Genomic DNA, 15,566 nt, shown 5'->3' with positions numbered 1-15,566 from the left:
TACATCAACCTCCGGAGTCGCCATGGACAGCCATATTCTGCTAGCCTTCGCCGCCGCCTTCTTCGTGTTCGCGGCAAGTCCCGGCCCTGATAACATGACGATCGTCGCGCGCACGGTGACCAGCGGCCCCCTCTCCGGAATCGCTTATGGGCTTGGCACGGTTGCCGGAATCCTCGTCTATCTCGCGCTAGCGGCCTTCGGCCTGACGGTGCTTGCCGCCGAGATGGGCTGGCTGATGACGCTCCTGCGCTATGGCGGCGCCATCTACCTGATCTGGATGGGCATCAAACTGTGGACCGAGCCGGCCCGCGTTCCAGCCGAAAACGTCGAGGCACGCCAAGGCGATGTGTTCAAGATTTTTCTGACCGGGTTTGTCCTCAACCTTGGCAATCCCAAGATGCCGCTGTTTTACGTGGCCCTTTTGCCGAACTTCGTCGGAGAAAGCTTCGGCCGCGCCGATTTCGTGGCCCTCGCGACCGTCATTCTCGGTGTCGAAACGCTGGTGATCGGCGGACATGTCGTGCTCGCCTGGCGCGCGCGACGTCTGCTGCGGACGCCGTCCGTCGTCACCATCACCAACCGTGTCGCCGGCACGCTTCTGGCCGGCGCCGGCATCGCCACCCTCGCGCTTCGGCGAGGCTCCTGAATTGCTTGTTAAGGGTTAATCGCGGGAATCTCCCGCATTCCTTGACTTTCAGGCTCTTTGGCTCTATCCCGCCCTTGCGAAACGGCCCGTCTGACGGGTCGACTCATGAGTTTTCGCCAAAACCGAAATGGAAAACGATCTCCCTTTGACAACGTTCGCCGATCTTGGCCTGAGCCAAAAAGTCCTGTCCGCCGTTACCGACGCCGGTTACACAATTCCGACGCCGATCCAGGCAGGCGCCATTCCGCCGGCGCTTCAGCGCCGCGACATCTGCGGCATCGCCCAGACCGGAACCGGCAAGACGGCCTCGTTTGTTCTGCCGATGCTCACACTGCTGGAAAAGGGCCGCGCCCGCGCCCGCATGCCACGCACGCTGATTCTCGAGCCGACGCGCGAACTCGCGGCACAGGTTGCCGAGAATTTCGAGAAGTACGGCAAGAATCACAAGCTGAACATCGCGCTTCTGATCGGCGGCGTCTCCTTCGAGGAACAGGACCGCAAGCTTGAGCGTGGCGCCGACGTGCTGATCTGCACGCCCGGCCGCCTGCTGGACCACTGCGAGCGCGGCAAGCTGCTGATGACCGGCGTCGAGATCTTCGTCATCGACGAAGCCGACCGCATGCTCGACATGGGCTTCATCCCCGACATCGAGCGCATCGCCAAGATGATCCCGTTCACGCGGCAGACGCTGTTCTTCTCGGCCACCATGCCGCCGGAAATCCAGAAGCTGGCCGACCGCTTCCTGCAGAACCCGGAGCGGGTCGAAGTCGCTCCGCCGTCCTCTACGGCCAAGACCGTGACCCAGCGTCTCGTCGCCGCGAACAAGAAGGACTATGAGAAGCGCGCCGCCCTTCGCGATCTGATCCGCGCCGAGGAAGGCGAGTTGAAAAACGCGATCATATTCTGCAACCGCAAGAAGGATGTCGCCGATCTGTTCCGCTCGCTCGAACGACACGGCTTTTCTGTCGGCGCGCTGCATGGCGATATGGACCAGCGCTCGCGCACAAACATGCTGGCCGGCTTCAAGGACAACCAGATCACGCTGCTCGTCGCCTCCGATGTGGCCGCGCGCGGTCTCGACATTCCCGATGTCAGCCATGTTTTCAATTTCGACGTCCCGATCCATGCGGAAGACTATGTCCACCGCATCGGCCGTACCGGCCGCGCCGGTCGTTCCGGCAAAGCGTTCACGCTCGTGACCAAGGCAGACACGAAGTATCTCGATGCGATCGAGAAACTGATCGGCCAGAGCATCGAATGGATGAGTGGCGACCTGTCGGCGTTGCCGGCATCGGAAGAAAGCCAGGACGAGCCGCGCTCGCGTGGCCGTGACAAGGATCGCGACCGCCGCAAGGGCGGTCGTAAAGCTGAACCCCGGCGGGCGGAAGCTGCTCCGGTTATCGAGGAGATCGAAGTGCAGACAGAAGTCCGCGAACCGCGTCGCAGCGAAAACCGCCCGGCACCGCAGCCGCGCAACGAACGTCCGCGTTCGCGCGACAACGATCGTCCGCGTCCGGCCAATGACGACCAGCAGCGTCGCCGCAACCACTACCGCGATCACGATGATGGCCCGACACCTGTCGGCTTCGGCGACGACATCCCGGCATTCATGCTGATCGTCGCAAACGCCAAGGCCTGATCGCTTCCCATGGGAATGCCCGGCATCGACTTTCCCGGCCTCGGCGTCGGGCTCGCGATCCTGCGCGACGACCGGATTCTGCTCTACCGCCGCATGAAGGCGCCCGAGGCCGGCCACTGGAACATCGTGGGCGGCAAGGTCGACCACATGGAACCGGCTGAACGGGCCGCGCGCCGCGAGGCGGAAGAGGAAACCGGTTTATCGATTGGTTCGCTGACGTTCCTCGGACAGACCGAGCAGATCATCGAGGCCGACCGCCAGCACTGGGTCTCGTTGCTGTACAAGACAACCGACTTCAGCGGCGAGCCGCAACTGACTGAACCCGACAAGCTCTCCGAGTTCGGCTGGTTCGATCTCGACGCGCTCCCCGAGCCCCTATCGGCCTTTACCCGCGCCGTCCTTCCGCTTCTTCGCTGATTTCTTCTTCGGCACCGTCGGCCCGGCCCTGAGCCCCGCCTCGTAGGCGAGCCCGACCCATTTCGCCATCTCGTCCGGATCATCATAGGCGCCGTCAGGCACTGTCCAATAGGGCATTGCAACCGGCGACTTGCCCTCGCGCTGGTAGACCCATTGCGTCGCGCCGGCCTCGGCGAACCGCGGCCCGCTTTCCGCATCCGCCTTCAGCATGATCTCGTCGAACAGGTCGATCGCGATGATCACGCCGTGATGATAGATGCCCTTGCCGCCGAACATTCGCTTGATCGTCACGGGCCCGAGCGACTGGAACATCTCCTCGATATCGATCGTATCCACAGTCTCACCCCTTCAGGATTCCACCAGCGGAGACTACCGCTTCGGGGGTATCCACGTCGAGATGGGCGGCGGCACCAATCTCGACGTCGATCACCGGAAGTCCCGACCCCTCGACGATCGGCCGTGCGCCGATATCACCCTCAAGAGCCTTTACGGCATCGAAGGTGGAACGCGGCAGGATCACGGGATTGCCGCGCTTTCCATTGGCGACGGCCCGCACGATGGCCGTGCCGCCATGCTCGTGAAAAGCATCGATCAGCCGCTTCAGGTCGTCCGCCACCAGTCCCGGCATGTCGGCAAGCATGACCAGCACGCCGTCGCTCTCCGCGACCTGCGGCACCTCAAAACCCGTCTTCAGCGAACTCGCCATACCGCTGGCAAAATCGGGATTGTCGACAATACCAACGGCAAGACCAGCCAGTGCATCCCGGATGTCCGCGGCCCTGTGCCCGGTTACGACCACTACGGGACAGGCACCGCTCTCCAGCGAGATCCGCGCCGACCGCCTGACGAGCGGCTCGCCATCGAATTCCGCGAGCAGCTTGTGGTTTCCGCTGCCGCCCATACGGCTGGCTTTGCCGGCTGCCAACAACACGATCGAGATCGACAGGATCTTATCGCCATGCGTTGCGACCTCGCGCGGCAGCGGCCGGCTCGGGATTTCCATCAGCAACCCTCCCACGCCCAATCCGGACAATTCCAGCGCGGTCGGATGTTCACCCGCCAGCAGCCGGTTCATCACCCAGTCAAAACCGTTTTCCTTCGGCGAGCGCGCGCATCCCGGCGCGCCGATGACAGGGACATCGCCGACCCGTCCGAGCACCAGCAGATTGCCCGGATCGACCGGCAGCCCCACCTGCTCGACGATGCCGCCGGCCATGCGGATCGCTTCCGGAATCACGTCGGCCGGATCGGTCATCGCCGACGCCCCGAAGATCACCACCATCGGCGGTTCCTCATGCCGGACCACCAGCGCCGCCTCGATCGCCGCCGCAACATCGCGCGCATGATGCGGAACACGTTGTTCACCGACGAGCCGGCTGCCGGATGGCGAAAGCCGTTGCTCCAGGACCCGCGCCGTCTTGTCCATGACAGAGGTCTTCAGCGAGGGCAGTTCGGTGGCAATCAGCGATACCTCATGTGCGCTGTAAGGCTTCAGCGTCACTGGCGCCGATTGCCGGAAGATATCGAGGGCCATGTCGACGCTCCGCCGCGAGACGGCGAGCGGAATGATCTTGACCGTCGCGACGAGATCGCCGGTCCGCACATCGCTGTGGTCGTCGAGACAGGCGAACGTGATCGCGGGATCGACGCGGTTGAAGCGATCGACAACCTCCCGGTCAGCGACGAACAGACCGTTACATGCAGCATGTATGTTAACCCGGCCTGTGGAAGCCGGCGAGAAACGCAGATGATCAGGCGCCATGGCGTTCGCCAACGCTTCGGCCGCCAAATCTTCCCCAAGATCGTCGTCCTCAATCCGGCAGGCGATCACTCTTGTGACACCGCCGGCCCTCAGCGCCTCGACGTCACCGGCCGTCAGGTGATGGCCCTTTGGCAGCTTTCCATCGGCCAGGCGTATCGAATGGGCGAGCACCAGCCCTTCGGCCACATCAAGCGAAAACTCGCCGAAGATCATGCTGCCTCTCCGGCGGCCAGCCCGCGCCGACGGAAGGCGCCGATGATATCGGCCAGCACCGCAACGGCGATCTCGCCCGGATTGGCGGCGCCGATATCGAGTCCGATTGGCGCTGAGATGCGCCCGATCTGCTCGGGGCCGAAGCCTTCGGCGGCAAGCCGTTCGACGCGTTTCGCATGCGTCTTGCGACTGCCGAGCGCGCCGACATAGAAACATCCTGTACGTAAAGCCTCCGCCAGCGGAAAATCGTCGATCTTCGGGTCGTGCGTGACCGCCGCGACCGCCGTATAGGCATCGAGCGGCCGCGCCTTCAGCACGTCTTCCGGCCAGTCCGCGACCAGATCGACACCCTCGAACCTGTCGGGCGTGGCAAAGGCGGTGCGGGGATCGATGACGGAAACGTCGAAGCCGGCGATCCGCGCCATCGGACAGAGCGCCTGGCTGATATGGACGGCTCCAATGATCACGACGCGTGGTGGCGGCAGGTAGACGTTGATGAAATGGCTGCCGCCGCCCATCTCGACGATGCCCGCCTTGCCGGAGCGAAACCGCGCGGAGACTTCCTCACCCAGTTCCCCCGCAACGCTCTCGCCCTCCAGCACCAACTGCCCTTGGCCCGTGCCAAGGTCCGTGACGACGGCCGCCGCCGTCCGGGCGGCGCGCGCCGCGTTCAGCCGCTCCAACAGGTTCCGGTCCATCAGCCGAGCCTCTCGACATAGACGCGAATGCGCCCGCCGCAAGAAAGCCCCACCCGCCAGGCGGTCTCGTCGGCCACGCCGAATTCCAGCATGCGCGGCGCGCCGCTTCCGATCACCTCCATCGCCTCGGTGATGACGGCGCCCTCCACGCATCCTCCGGACACCGAGCCCTCGAAATTGCCCTCGCCGTCGATCACCAGATGGCTGCCGACAGGACGGGGCGCCGAGCCCCAGGTCTCGACCACGGTCGCAAGCGCGACCGAGCGTCCTTCGCCGGACCAGGTCTGCCCGATGACAAGCGGGTCGCGCGCCTCGTCCATGGATGTCGTCACTGCAGCCTCCCGTGTTTCAGAAATCGCCGCGGATCCGCTTTCCGGCTCGTCGCGCCGGACAGCGCGGACGCGAGATCCGCGAGTGAATTGAGATTGTGGACCGGGCGGAACTCGTCGACATGCGGCAGCATGGCCTTGACCCCGCTCGCCCGCGCCTCGAAACCGTCGAACCGGAGCAGCGGATTGAGCCAGACGAGCCTGCGACACGAACGGTGCAGCCGGTCGACCTCGGTCTTCAGAAGATCGACGCCGTCGCGTTCCAGCCCGTCGGTGATGAGCAGCACCACAGCACCCTGCCCCAGCACCCGCCGCGCCCATATGCGGTTGAATTCCTTGAGCGTCTCACCGATTCGCGTACCGCCCGACCAGTCCTTCACCAGCGCCGAACATTGGTCGAACGCCTCGTCTGGATCGCGAAAACGCATCTGCCTCGTGACATTCGTTAGCCGGGTACCGAACAGAAAAGTGTGCACCCGCCGCCTTCGCTCGGTCATCACATGCAGGAAGTGCAGGAAGACGCGCGTGTACTGGCTCATCGAGCCGGAAATGTCGGCGAGGATCACCAGCGGCGGCTCGATCGCCCGTCGGTCGCGAAAGCGCGGCAGGATGAGATCGCCGCCGCTCTTCAGCGACGCCCGCATCGTCGCGCGCGGATCGAACGCGCGCTGCCTGTGCGATGGCTGGAAGCGCCGCGTCTGCATCGTGTCGAACGGCATGACCAGTTGCTCCATGATCCGCCGGGCATGTGCCAGTTCCGAAGCCGACATCTGCGCGAAATCCATCTGCTTCAGGAGTTCATTGCCCGACACCGTGAACCGCGCGTCGATCTCGATCTCCGGCTCATCCTTCTCCCGCAGAGGGCGCTCCCGCTCGGCGAACAGCGCATCGCTGACACGCGCCGATCCCGCCTTGTCCTTTTCCTTGTGCCCCTTGTCGGGCGCCACCGGCGACATCATCGCGATCATCTTGCCGACCAGATCCCGCGTCCGCCAGTATAGCCGGAACGCCTCGTCGAACACCGGCTGATCCTCATGGCGCTTGACGAACACCGCCGAGAGCGCCGCATGGAATTCCTCGCGCGACCCGATCCCGATCGCCTGCACCGCCTCGATCGCATCCGCCACCGCGCCCGGCCCCGGCTTCAGCCCGGCCTTGCGCAGCACGCGAGCGAAATGCACGATGTTGTCGGCGAAACGGCCCTCTCCCGGCGCGACCGGCGGCATCACGAGACCATCCTGCGCTCCGGTCGCCGCCATCGTCAGCCCGCCAGCAGTTCCGCCCGGACCTCGGCGAGCAACTTCTGTCCCTCGCCGCCCTGTATCCGGGCAATATCGTCCTGGTATTTCAGCAGAGTCCCGAGCGTGTCGGAAATCGTCTCCGGATCGAGCGCCAATCGGTCGAGCTCCGTCAGCGCCGTCGCCCAGTCGATGGTTTCCGCGACACCGGGATTCTTGAAGAGATCGAGCGTCCTGAGCTTCTGTACATAGGCAACGATCTGTCGGGACAAGGCGTCGTTGCATTCAGGCACCTTGCGGCGGATGATCTCCAGTTCCTCGGCGGCCTTGGGATAGTCGACCCAATGGTAGAGGCAGCGCCGCTTCAGCGCGTCGTGCACCTCGCGTGTCCGGTTCGACGTGACAATGACGATCGGCGGTTCGGCGGCGCGGATGGTGCCAAGCTCGGGCACCGTGACCTGGAAATCGGACAGCACCTCAAGCAGAAAGGCCTCGAACGCCTCGTCCGTCCGGTCCAGTTCGTCGATCAGGAACACCGGCGCCTTGCCCTCGGCGCCCTCCAACGCCTGCAGCACCGGCCGGCGGATCAGGTAGCGCTCGGAGAAGATGTCGCCCTCCAGGCGACCCCGGTCAGACACGCCGGTCGCTTCCGAGAGGCGAATCTCCAGCATCTGCGCCGGATAGTTCCATTCGTAGACGGCCGACGAAATATCGAGGCCTTCATAGCATTGCAGGCGGATCAGTGGCCGGTCGAGCGCCTTGGCCAGCACCTTGGCAACCTCGGTCTTGCCGACCCCCGCCTCGCCTTCGAGAAACAGCGGCCGTCCCATTTTGAGAGAGAGAAAGAGTACGGTGGCGAGCGGGCGGCTGGCCAGATAGTCATGACGCCCAAGAAGCCCGGCCATCTCGTCGATGCTTGCCGGCAGATTGCCGTCCGACTGTCCGCTCATGGCTGCTCCCTCGTGTTTTCGAAGGAGCTTACAGGCTGTGATAGCCCCGGTCCAGATAGATGAGGCTTTCGTCCTTCGGACCGAAATGGACCCCTGCCACCTCGCCGAAGAGAACGGTATGCGTCGCCGTCACCTTCATGTCGACGACCCGGCAGTCGAAGGATACGATGGCGTCCTTCAGCACCGGCGCTCCGGTCGCGAGACTGATCCACTCTGCCATCCCGAAGCGTTCGTCCGCAGAGAGGCTTCCGAACCCGGCAAAGGCGTTGGCAAGCGTCTGGTGCCGTGCACCGAGCGTGTTCAGCGCAAAACGGCCGCTCTCGAAGAAAACGCCGTTGCTGGCGTTGCTGTTGTTCAGGCAGGCAAGCACCGTCGGCGGATTGTCCGAAACGGAGCAGGCGGCGGTAATGGTGACGCCGCGCCTGACGCCCTCGTGTTCGGTCGTCACGATCTGCACATGCCCGGCATACTGCGCCATCGCATCGCGATAAAGGACGGGTTCGATCTTATGCCTGTTCAACAAGTCTATCTCCAGGAGTGCCTGCACGGCGCCGGCGTCTCAGATGTGGCTGTGCCGTCAATATGGAGCGCAGGCGTTACCTTTTCCACAATGGGCGTTGCAATATGCCTGCAACGGCAATTTGGCCACCATCTTGCGGTTTCCTTTGCGATGGCATGCCTCTAAGCTGCATCCGTTGCCGAAGGACCGATTGCCGATGACGATCCGACTTGCCCTCACCGCCCTCTCCTTCCTGTCCGTCGCATCCCATTCGGTTGCGGAAGGCATCGCCGTCGTGGCACCCCAGTCCGGTCCCTATGCGGTGCTCGGCGAGCAGATCCGCGATGGTGCCGCGGCCGCCGCATCCGCGGTCGGGCAAAACATCTTCCTCGTCAACGAAAGCTGCGAGGCGGGCAGCGGCGGAGACATCGCCGCCCGGATTGTCGAGGCCGGCGTCGACACCGCCATCGGCTTCCTCTGTTCGGAATCCCTTGACGGCGCCCTGCCGGCCCTCGCCGAGGCCGCCATCCCGGCGATCACAGTCTCGGTGCGCTGGAAGGTCCTGATGGAAGACGCGCTGAAAAAGGGCTGGCCGTTCTTCCGGCTGGCACCCGCTCCGGACGACGAGGCGGAAAAGCTCGTCGAGGTCATTCTCGCCAACTGGCCCGGATCGCCCATCGCTCTCATCGAGGACGGCACCATTCACGGACGCGAACTGGTCGAGTCCGTCAGGGCTGGACTGGAGGAGCGCGGCCTGACACCGGTTTTCACCGACACCTTCCGTCCCGGCCAGGAACAGCAGCTCGCCCTCGTGCGCCGTCTGAAGACCGCCGGCGCGACGCATGTTCTGGTCGGCGGCGACCGCAACGACGTGTCGATCATCGCCCGTGACGCCGCCGCCGAATCCATTCCGCTGACGGTGATCGGCGGTGACGCCATGCGGGCCCTGGATGAGCCCGTTCCGCTCGCCGACGGCGTGTTGGCCGTCGCCCTGCCCGACCACGCCGGCGACACGACGGCAGCGGCGGCCCTCGCAGCACTCGCCGCCGTCGATGTCGCTCCACAGGGTTACGTGTTGCCCGCCTTTGCCGCTGTCGAGATCGCCCTTGCCGCAGCGACGACGGCGACCGATCGCAAGCTGCCGATCGCCGACATCCTCGCCAGCAACACCTTCGAGACCGCCATTGGCCCGATCAGGTTCGGACCGGATCACGAACTGGCAGAAAACCCCTACCGGCTCCTGGAGTGGCAAAACGGCCGTTTCGTCGAGCCTGCGCCGCAGGGACAGTAATATCCGTCGGCGTCAAACCGGATAGGGCCATTGGGGCTGCGAAAACAGACCGCCATCCACCCAGATCGTCTGTCCCGTGATGAAGGCGGCGTTATCGCCCGAAAGAAACAGCACGGCCGCCGCGATATCCGCCGGCTGTCCGGCCCGGCGCAGCGGCGTCAGCTTCGACCACGTCTCCTCGTAATCAGGCGCCTCCTCGAGCGTGCGCTCGGTGATGATCGCCCCCGGCGCCACGCAGTTGACGCGGATACCCTTCGGGCCGAGCTCGACCGCCGCGACCTTGGTGAACTGCTCGATCCCGCCCTTGGACGCCGTGTAATCGACGAGGCGCGGGAAGGCGAGCTTGTTGCAGCCCGACCCGATATTGACGATCGCCCCGCCCTTCCCCGCGTCGACCATCCGCCGCGCTGCGGCTTTGGTGTTGAGGAACGTGCCCGTAAGGTTGGTGCGGATCACCCGGTTCCAGGCCTCCTCGGTGAGATCGAGCAGCGGGGACCATGTCTGAATGCCGGCATTGTTGACGAGCACGTCGGGAGCCATTCCGGCCCAATCAACGACGCCGTCGAAAAACCGCTCGACCGCCTCCCCCTCACCTGCGTCGGCGGCAAACCCTCTGGCCTGTCCGCCCAGCGACGCAACCTCAGCTTCAACCGCATCGGCGCCGGCCTTGTCGTTGAAATGGCTGAACGCGACCCCGTAACCGGCGCTTGCGAAAGCCTCCACCAGCCCGCGACCAATGCCGCTGCTGCCACCCGTGACCACGGCCAGTTTCTTCATGTCATTCTCCCTTGCAGACGTCAGCCCGTCCTTACACCGCCCCGCACATGCCCGCCAGATCATCGACGTTGCCGCCGCGATGCGACGAAAGACGCGACCAACCGGTCGCCCAGAGTGTTGTGACACGACCCGCCCGGTGCTATGGGCGGCAACATCGCCGAATGCCGAGGAGCCCACCGCCATGACCCGTCCGCTGAAGATCGCACCGTCGATCCTTGCCGCCAATTTCGCCAAACTCGGTCAGGAGGTCGCCGACGTGACGGAGGCCGGCGCCGAATGGATTCACCTCGACGTCATGGATGGGCATTTCGTGCCGAACATCTCCTATGGCCCCGCCGTGATCAAGGCGCTCAGGCCCTTCACGAAAGCCGTCTTCGACTGCCACCTGATGATCTCGCCCGCCGACCCCTATCTGGAAGCCTTCGCCGATTCCGGCTGCGACGTGATCACCGTCCATGCCGAAGCCGGCCCGCACCTGCACCGCTCGCTGCAGAAGATCCGCTCGCTCGGCAAGAAGGCCGGCGTATCTCTCAATCCGGCGACACCGGTCAGCGTCCTCGAACACGTCCTCGACGACCTCGACCTGATCCTGATCATGAGCGTCAACCCCGGCTTCGGCGGCCAGAAGTTCATCCCGGCCATGGTTGAAAAGACCGCGCAGGCCAACCTGCTGATCGGCAACCGTCCGATCGAGCTTGAGGTCGACGGCGGCGTCACCGCCGAGACCGCGCCGCTGGTCACCGCCGTCGGCGCCAACGTACTCGTCGCCGGTTCCGCCGTGTTCAAGGGCGAAGGCGTTGACGACTATCGCAAAACCGTCGACACTCTGAGGAAAGCTGCGGAGGGAGCACGCGCTTGACGCGATGGGAGAGAGGCCGGCTGGCCGCAATGACGATGTTTGTGCTCGGCATGACCGGGCCAACGCTTGCCGGAGACATGGCGGCCTTCAATCCCCTCGGTTTTTCCGCTGACGGCAATATCTTCGCCTTCGAGCAATACGGCATCCAGGACGGCTCCGGCTTTCCCTATTCCGAAATCTTCGTGATCGATACCGCGAAGGACGCCTTCCTGCCGAAGACGCCGATCCGGGTCAGGATCGACGACGAAATGGCCGGGCTTTCCGAGGCAAGGGCAAAGGCGGGCGGCAACGCCGCGCCGGTCCTGACACAACATGGCATCGCCGATCATCCGGGTCATCTGGTCGCTTTCAATCCGGTCAGCGAGATCGAGGCGCCAGCGCACCAGCTCGGCTATCGCGCTTTTCCGGCGGAGCCCGCCTTCGGCGAACCCTACCGGCTATCGCTGACGGAAACCGAAGCGCAGCCGTCCGACGCCTGCAAGGATCTCGGCACGCCGATCAAGGGGTTCCGCCTCTCGCTGACGGAAAAGAACGGCGAGGCCGCCGATATAACGCTTCATGAAGACGGCAAAGCCGTCCCGTCCAGCCGCCGCTGCCCGACCGGCTACCGCATCGGCGGCGTCATGACGTTTCATCCCATGCAAGGCGAGCCGCTGCATGTCGCCCTGGTGCTCGTGCTCAGCTATGGCTTCGAAGGCCGGGACGGACGATGGATCGCCGTTCCGTTTCGCCCCTGACGATGGTCGGCGACACGCGGCACTCGCCGGGCGGCAGACTTTCGGCCCTCAAGATACCTCTGCTGCCATGGCTTGGCGGCGCGGTTCTCTGGGGTACGGCGATGGCGATCTCCGCCTGGCTCGGGTTTGCCTTGTTGCAGAACATCCCCGTCACCCACCACGACGAGTTGATGATCCTGTATTTCGCCGGAGGCTCGCTGACCTGGCTAACCGTACTGCCGCTCGTCCGGTTACTGTCTTATGCCCGTCCCCCCGAAACCCGCTTTGCTGCCGCCTTGCTTCTGCTTGGAGCAGGCACTGTCGCGATAACGGCTTTCATCTTCGCCATGCAGTACCGGCTGTTCTACGCGCAATGGCACGCACCGTTCGGATCCCGGATCTGGATGTTCCAGTTCGTTTTCACATCCGCCGGTGCCGTATACCAGTTCGCGGTGCTCGGCATCCGCCCCCTGCTGCCGATCGGCGGACCGATCCTTGTGGCGATGAGCCTGCTGCTTGCCCGCCGGCACCGTTGAGATTGCCGCCGCTCTTTGCTAAAGCGGCGCCAGTCCTTCCCGCACCCGTTCTTTCGAAGACAGAAAGCCCAAGCCGATGATCCCCCGCTATTCCCGTCCCGAGATGGTCGCCATCTGGTCTCCCGAAACCAAGTTCCGCATCTGGTTCGAGATCGAGGCCCATGCCTGCGACGCGCTTGCCGAGATTGGCGTGATCCCGAAGGACGCGGCCAAGACGATCTGGGAGAAGGGTGGCGCCGCCGAGTTCGACGTCGCCCGCATCGACGAGATCGAGGCCGTCACCAAGCATGACGTCATCGCCTTCCTGACGCACCTTGCGGAATTCGTCGGCCCCGACAGCCGCTTCGTCCACCAGGGTATGACGTCCTCCGACGTGCTCGACACCACGTTCAACATCCAGTTGGTGCGCGCCGCCGACATCCTGATCGCCGACATGGACCGCGTTCTCGCTGCGCTCAAGACGCGCGCCTTCGAGCACAAGGACACCGTCCGCATCGGCCGCAGCCACGGTATCCATGCCGAGCCGACGACCATGGGCCTGACCTTCGCCCGCTTCTACGCCGAGATGGACCGCAACCGCGCCCGTTTGGTCGCCGCCCGCGCCGAAGTGGCCACGGGTGCGATCTCGGGTGCCGTCGGCACCTTCGCCAACATCGATCCGCGCGTCGAGGAACATGTCTGCGAAAAGCTCGGCCTGCAGCCCGAGCCGATCTCCACCCAGGTCATCCCGCGCGACCGCCATGCGATGTTCTTCGCCACGCTCGGCGTCATCGCCTCGTCAATGGAAAACATCGCGATCGAGATCCGCCACATGCAGCGCACCGAGGTTCTGGAGGCCGAAGAGTTCTTCTCGCCCGGCCAGAAGGGCTCGTCCGCCATGCCGCACAAGCGCAATCCCGTTCTCACCGAAAACCTGACCGGCCTCGCCCGGCTCGTGCGCATGTCGGTCACGCCGGCGATGGAGAACGTTGCCCTCTGGCACGAGCGCGACATCAGCCATTCGAGCGTCGAGCGGGCCATCGGCCCCGATACCACGATCACCCTCGACTTCGCCCTGAACCGTCTGGCTGGCGTGATCGAAAAACTCGTCATCTACCCCGAGAACATGTTGAAGAACATGAACAAGTTCAAGGGACTGGTCATGAGCCAGCGCGTGCTCCTGGCCCTGACGCAGGCCGGCGTGTCCCGCGAGGACAGCTACCGCCTCGTCCAGCGCAACGCCATGAAGGTGTGGGAAAAAGGTGCCGATTTCCTCGAGGAACTGCTGGCCGACGAAGAGGTCCGCACGGCACTCTCCGAGGAAGAAATCCGCGAAAAATTCGACCTCGGCTATCACACCAAGCACGTCGATACGATCTTCAAGCGCGTCTTCGGCTGATCTACGCCACTATTGCTGTTCCGGTTTGCGGGCCGCCGGAGATCATCCGGCGGCCTTGCCGTGTCAGTCGTCAGCGTCTGTCCGAAGCCACCATTGCCCGGTAGAGATGCCAGGTTCCGTGGCCGAGGATCGGCATGGTGATCGCCAGGCCGACGAGCAGCGGAATGGACCCGACCACCAAAAGTCCGGCAACGATCGCGCCCCAGAGCGCGACCGGCAACGGATTGGCAAGCGTTGCCCGGATCGAGGTCTCGACTGCCGTCGCAACGCCGCAGTCTCGGTCGAGCAGCATGGGGAAGGCGATGACGGTCGACGCTAGGACGGCGACGGCAAAGAAGAAGCCGACGAGAATGCCCCAGAAGGTCATGGCCCGCCCATGGCTGGTCTCCAGGACGCCGCTGAGGAAGCTTGCGAATGACGCCGGCACGGCTTCGCCGAAATAGCTGGCATAGATCTGCTGGGCGGTCAGAAGCCAGACCACCAGGACCATGGTCAGCAGCACGCCCAGCGCCAGGATCGACGGCAGCGCCGGAGACCGTCGAATGGCAACGATGTCCTCGAATGTCCAGGACAGCCCCTGCTCACGCCTCCGGCTGATCTCATAGAGCCCGAGCGCCGCGAAAGGACCGACCAGCGCAAAGCCGGATAAAAGCGGAAACAGCAGCGGCAGGAGATTGGCGCCTGAGGCCCAGGCCATCAGCAGCGCGCCCGCCACCGGATAGATGAGACCGAGAAAGAGATAGTGCGACGGACTGGCGCGAAAGTCCTCCGCCCCCGCCTTCAGTGCCGCCAGAACATCAGCTGTGCCGATCTCGCGGATGACGACACGAGACCTTTCGACGCCGGTGGACCCGGCCCATACGTGGAAAGTAGCCATGCAAACCTCCTCCGTTTCACGACTGGTGAGACCGGCGCATCCGCGGCGAAGGGTTCGACCGACGTCACGAAAGAGCACCGGCAGAGTTCAGATTAGCAAAAGCAGCGTCCTTTGTCGCCCCGAGCCTTGACACCACTTCGTGAACGTCACAAATCGGGCGTCACCATGAAAGCATCCGACGCCGACATTCTCATCATCCCCGGCTATACCAATTCCGGGCCCGACCACTGGCAGAGCCGATGGGAGAGCAAGCTCTCCACCGCCCGCCGCGTGGAACAGGCCGAATGGTCGAAGCCCGTGCGCGAAGACTGGGTCGAACAGGTCGCGGAGGCCGTCAATGCCGCGAGCCGGCCGGTCGTTCTTGTGGCCCATTCCCTCGGTGTTCCAACCGTGATCCATGCGATACCGCATTTCCGCAAGCCGGTCGCAGGCGCCTTCCTCGTCGCGCCGCCAGACGTCGCCAATCCGGCGATCCGTCCGAAGCATCTGATGACTTTCGGCCCCTACCCGCGCGATCCGCTGCCCTTCCCGTCGATCACCATCGCCAGCCGCAACGATCCCTTCGGCACCTACGACCACGCCGACGATATCGCCTCCGCCTGGGGTTCGCTGCTGATCGACGCCGGCGAGTCGGGGCACATCAACGCGGAGTCCGGGCATGGACCTTGGCCGGAAGGGTCCATGGTCTTCGCCCAATTTCTGGGGAGGCTCCGGTAAAACTTCCGGCGTCTCTTTAAGCCG

The 15,566-nt window shown here is 64.3% G+C and carries 18 protein-coding genes; 9 read left to right on the top strand and 9 right to left on the bottom strand.

From position 1 onward, the window contains the following. Nucleotides 1-22 precede the first annotated feature (22 nt). The 3 genes from J5J10_RS06570 (at nt 23) to J5J10_RS06560 (ending at nt 2,702) form a co-directional block, all read left to right on the top strand. Nucleotides 23-646 carry a LysE family translocator gene (locus J5J10_RS06570; RefSeq protein ID WP_208551257.1) on the top strand — a complete coding sequence of 208 codons (624 nt, stop codon included), beginning with the start codon at nt 23-25 and terminating at the stop codon, nt 644-646. 145 nt (nt 647-791) lie between these two features. Next, a complete protein-coding gene (locus J5J10_RS06565) occupies nt 792-2,285 on the top strand; it encodes a DEAD/DEAH box helicase (protein WP_211929289.1) in 1,494 nt (497 codons plus the stop codon). A gap of 9 nt (nt 2,286-2,294) precedes the next feature. Further along, nucleotides 2,295-2,702 (top strand): NUDIX domain-containing protein, encoded by a 408-nt coding sequence (locus J5J10_RS06560; RefSeq protein WP_211929288.1) that lies wholly within the window; start codon nt 2,295-2,297, stop codon nt 2,700-2,702. Here J5J10_RS06560 and J5J10_RS06555 read toward each other — a convergent pair. From J5J10_RS06555 to J5J10_RS06525, 7 genes are read right to left on the bottom strand one after another with little or no spacing between them, the layout of a single operon-like run. After that, nucleotides 2,661-3,038, bottom strand: coding sequence for a TfoX/Sxy family protein (locus J5J10_RS06555; RefSeq protein ID WP_211929287.1), 378 nt, complete (start codon nt 3,036-3,038; stop codon nt 2,661-2,663). The two genes, J5J10_RS06560 and J5J10_RS06555, sit on opposite strands and share 42 nt — an antisense overlap. Nucleotides 3,039-3,042: 4 nt before the next feature. Then, on the bottom strand, nt 3,043-4,677 hold the full coding sequence (locus J5J10_RS06550; RefSeq protein WP_211929286.1) for a molybdopterin-binding/glycosyltransferase family 2 protein: 1,635 nt from the start codon (nt 4,675-4,677) through the stop codon (nt 3,043-3,045). Further along, a complete protein-coding gene (locus J5J10_RS06545) occupies nt 4,674-5,375 on the bottom strand; it encodes an XdhC family protein (RefSeq protein ID WP_211929285.1) in 702 nt (233 codons plus the stop codon). Before J5J10_RS06545 ends, J5J10_RS06550 begins: the two co-directional genes overlap by 4 nt. Further along, on the bottom strand, nt 5,375-5,695 hold the full coding sequence (locus tag J5J10_RS06540; RefSeq protein WP_211931160.1) for an XdhC family protein: 321 nt from the start codon (nt 5,693-5,695) through the stop codon (nt 5,375-5,377). The genes J5J10_RS06545 and J5J10_RS06540 overlap by 1 nt, the downstream gene beginning before the upstream one ends. Before the next feature lie 8 nt (nt 5,696-5,703). After that, nucleotides 5,704-6,963, bottom strand: coding sequence for a VWA domain-containing protein (locus tag J5J10_RS06535; RefSeq protein WP_211929284.1), 1,260 nt, complete (start codon nt 6,961-6,963; stop codon nt 5,704-5,706). Between the two features lie 2 nt (nt 6,964-6,965). Further along, nucleotides 6,966-7,892 (bottom strand): MoxR family ATPase, encoded by a 927-nt coding sequence (locus J5J10_RS06530; protein WP_211929283.1) that lies wholly within the window; start codon nt 7,890-7,892, stop codon nt 6,966-6,968. Nucleotides 7,893-7,920: 28 nt separating this feature from the next. Further along, on the bottom strand, nt 7,921-8,415 hold the full coding sequence (locus J5J10_RS06525; protein ID WP_208551265.1) for a flavin reductase: 495 nt from the start codon (nt 8,413-8,415) through the stop codon (nt 7,921-7,923). Nucleotides 8,416-8,608: 193 nt separating this feature from the next. Between J5J10_RS06525 and J5J10_RS06520 the strand changes: the two genes are divergently transcribed. Then, the gene (locus tag J5J10_RS06520; RefSeq protein ID WP_211929282.1) at nt 8,609-9,682 is read left to right on the top strand and encodes an ABC transporter substrate-binding protein; all 1,074 of its coding nucleotides are present in this window, start codon (nt 8,609-8,611) and stop codon (nt 9,680-9,682) included. A gap of 12 nt (nt 9,683-9,694) precedes the next feature. On the opposite strand, the gene J5J10_RS06515 is transcribed toward J5J10_RS06520, so the two are convergent. Further along, nucleotides 9,695-10,459 carry an SDR family NAD(P)-dependent oxidoreductase gene (locus J5J10_RS06515; RefSeq protein ID WP_211929281.1) on the bottom strand — a complete coding sequence of 255 codons (765 nt, stop codon included), beginning with the start codon at nt 10,457-10,459 and terminating at the stop codon, nt 9,695-9,697. Between the two features lie 181 nt (nt 10,460-10,640). On the opposite strand from J5J10_RS06515, the gene rpe reads away from it, so the two are divergent. From rpe to purB, 4 genes are all read left to right on the top strand, one after another. Continuing rightward, nucleotides 10,641-11,318 (top strand): ribulose-phosphate 3-epimerase, encoded by a 678-nt coding sequence (gene rpe, locus J5J10_RS06510; protein WP_211929280.1) that lies wholly within the window; start codon nt 10,641-10,643, stop codon nt 11,316-11,318. Nucleotides 11,319-11,347: 29 nt separating this feature from the next. Beyond that, nucleotides 11,348-12,055 (top strand): DUF2259 domain-containing protein, encoded by a 708-nt coding sequence (locus J5J10_RS06505; protein WP_211929279.1) that lies wholly within the window; start codon nt 11,348-11,350, stop codon nt 12,053-12,055. Then, complete coding sequence (locus tag J5J10_RS06500; RefSeq protein ID WP_249116687.1) at nt 12,028-12,570, top strand: hypothetical protein; 543 nt, start codon at nt 12,028-12,030, stop codon at nt 12,568-12,570. The genes J5J10_RS06505 and J5J10_RS06500 overlap by 28 nt, the downstream gene beginning before the upstream one ends. A gap of 76 nt (nt 12,571-12,646) precedes the next feature. Continuing rightward, nucleotides 12,647-13,948, top strand: a complete 1,302-nt coding sequence (gene purB / locus J5J10_RS06495; protein WP_211929278.1) for an adenylosuccinate lyase — start codon at nt 12,647-12,649, stop codon at nt 13,946-13,948. 70 nt (nt 13,949-14,018) lie between these two features. Here purB and J5J10_RS06490 read toward each other — a convergent pair whose 3' ends face one another. Beyond that, nucleotides 14,019-14,825: a DUF2189 domain-containing protein gene (locus J5J10_RS06490; RefSeq protein ID WP_211929277.1), complete on the bottom strand. Its 807-nt coding sequence runs from the start codon at nt 14,823-14,825 to the stop codon at nt 14,019-14,021. A gap of 165 nt (nt 14,826-14,990) precedes the next feature. Between J5J10_RS06490 and J5J10_RS06485 the strand changes: the two genes are divergently transcribed. Beyond that, nucleotides 14,991-15,542 (top strand): alpha/beta hydrolase, encoded by a 552-nt coding sequence (locus J5J10_RS06485; protein WP_208551271.1) that lies wholly within the window; start codon nt 14,991-14,993, stop codon nt 15,540-15,542. The last annotated feature ends 24 nt before the right edge of the window (nt 15,543-15,566 follow it).

Origin of the sequence: Ciceribacter sp. L1K23, assembly GCF_018122705.1 — a bacterium.
GTDB lineage: Bacteria > Pseudomonadota > Alphaproteobacteria > Rhizobiales > Rhizobiaceae > Allorhizobium.
This window is presented reverse-complemented; position numbering and strand designations above follow the sequence as displayed.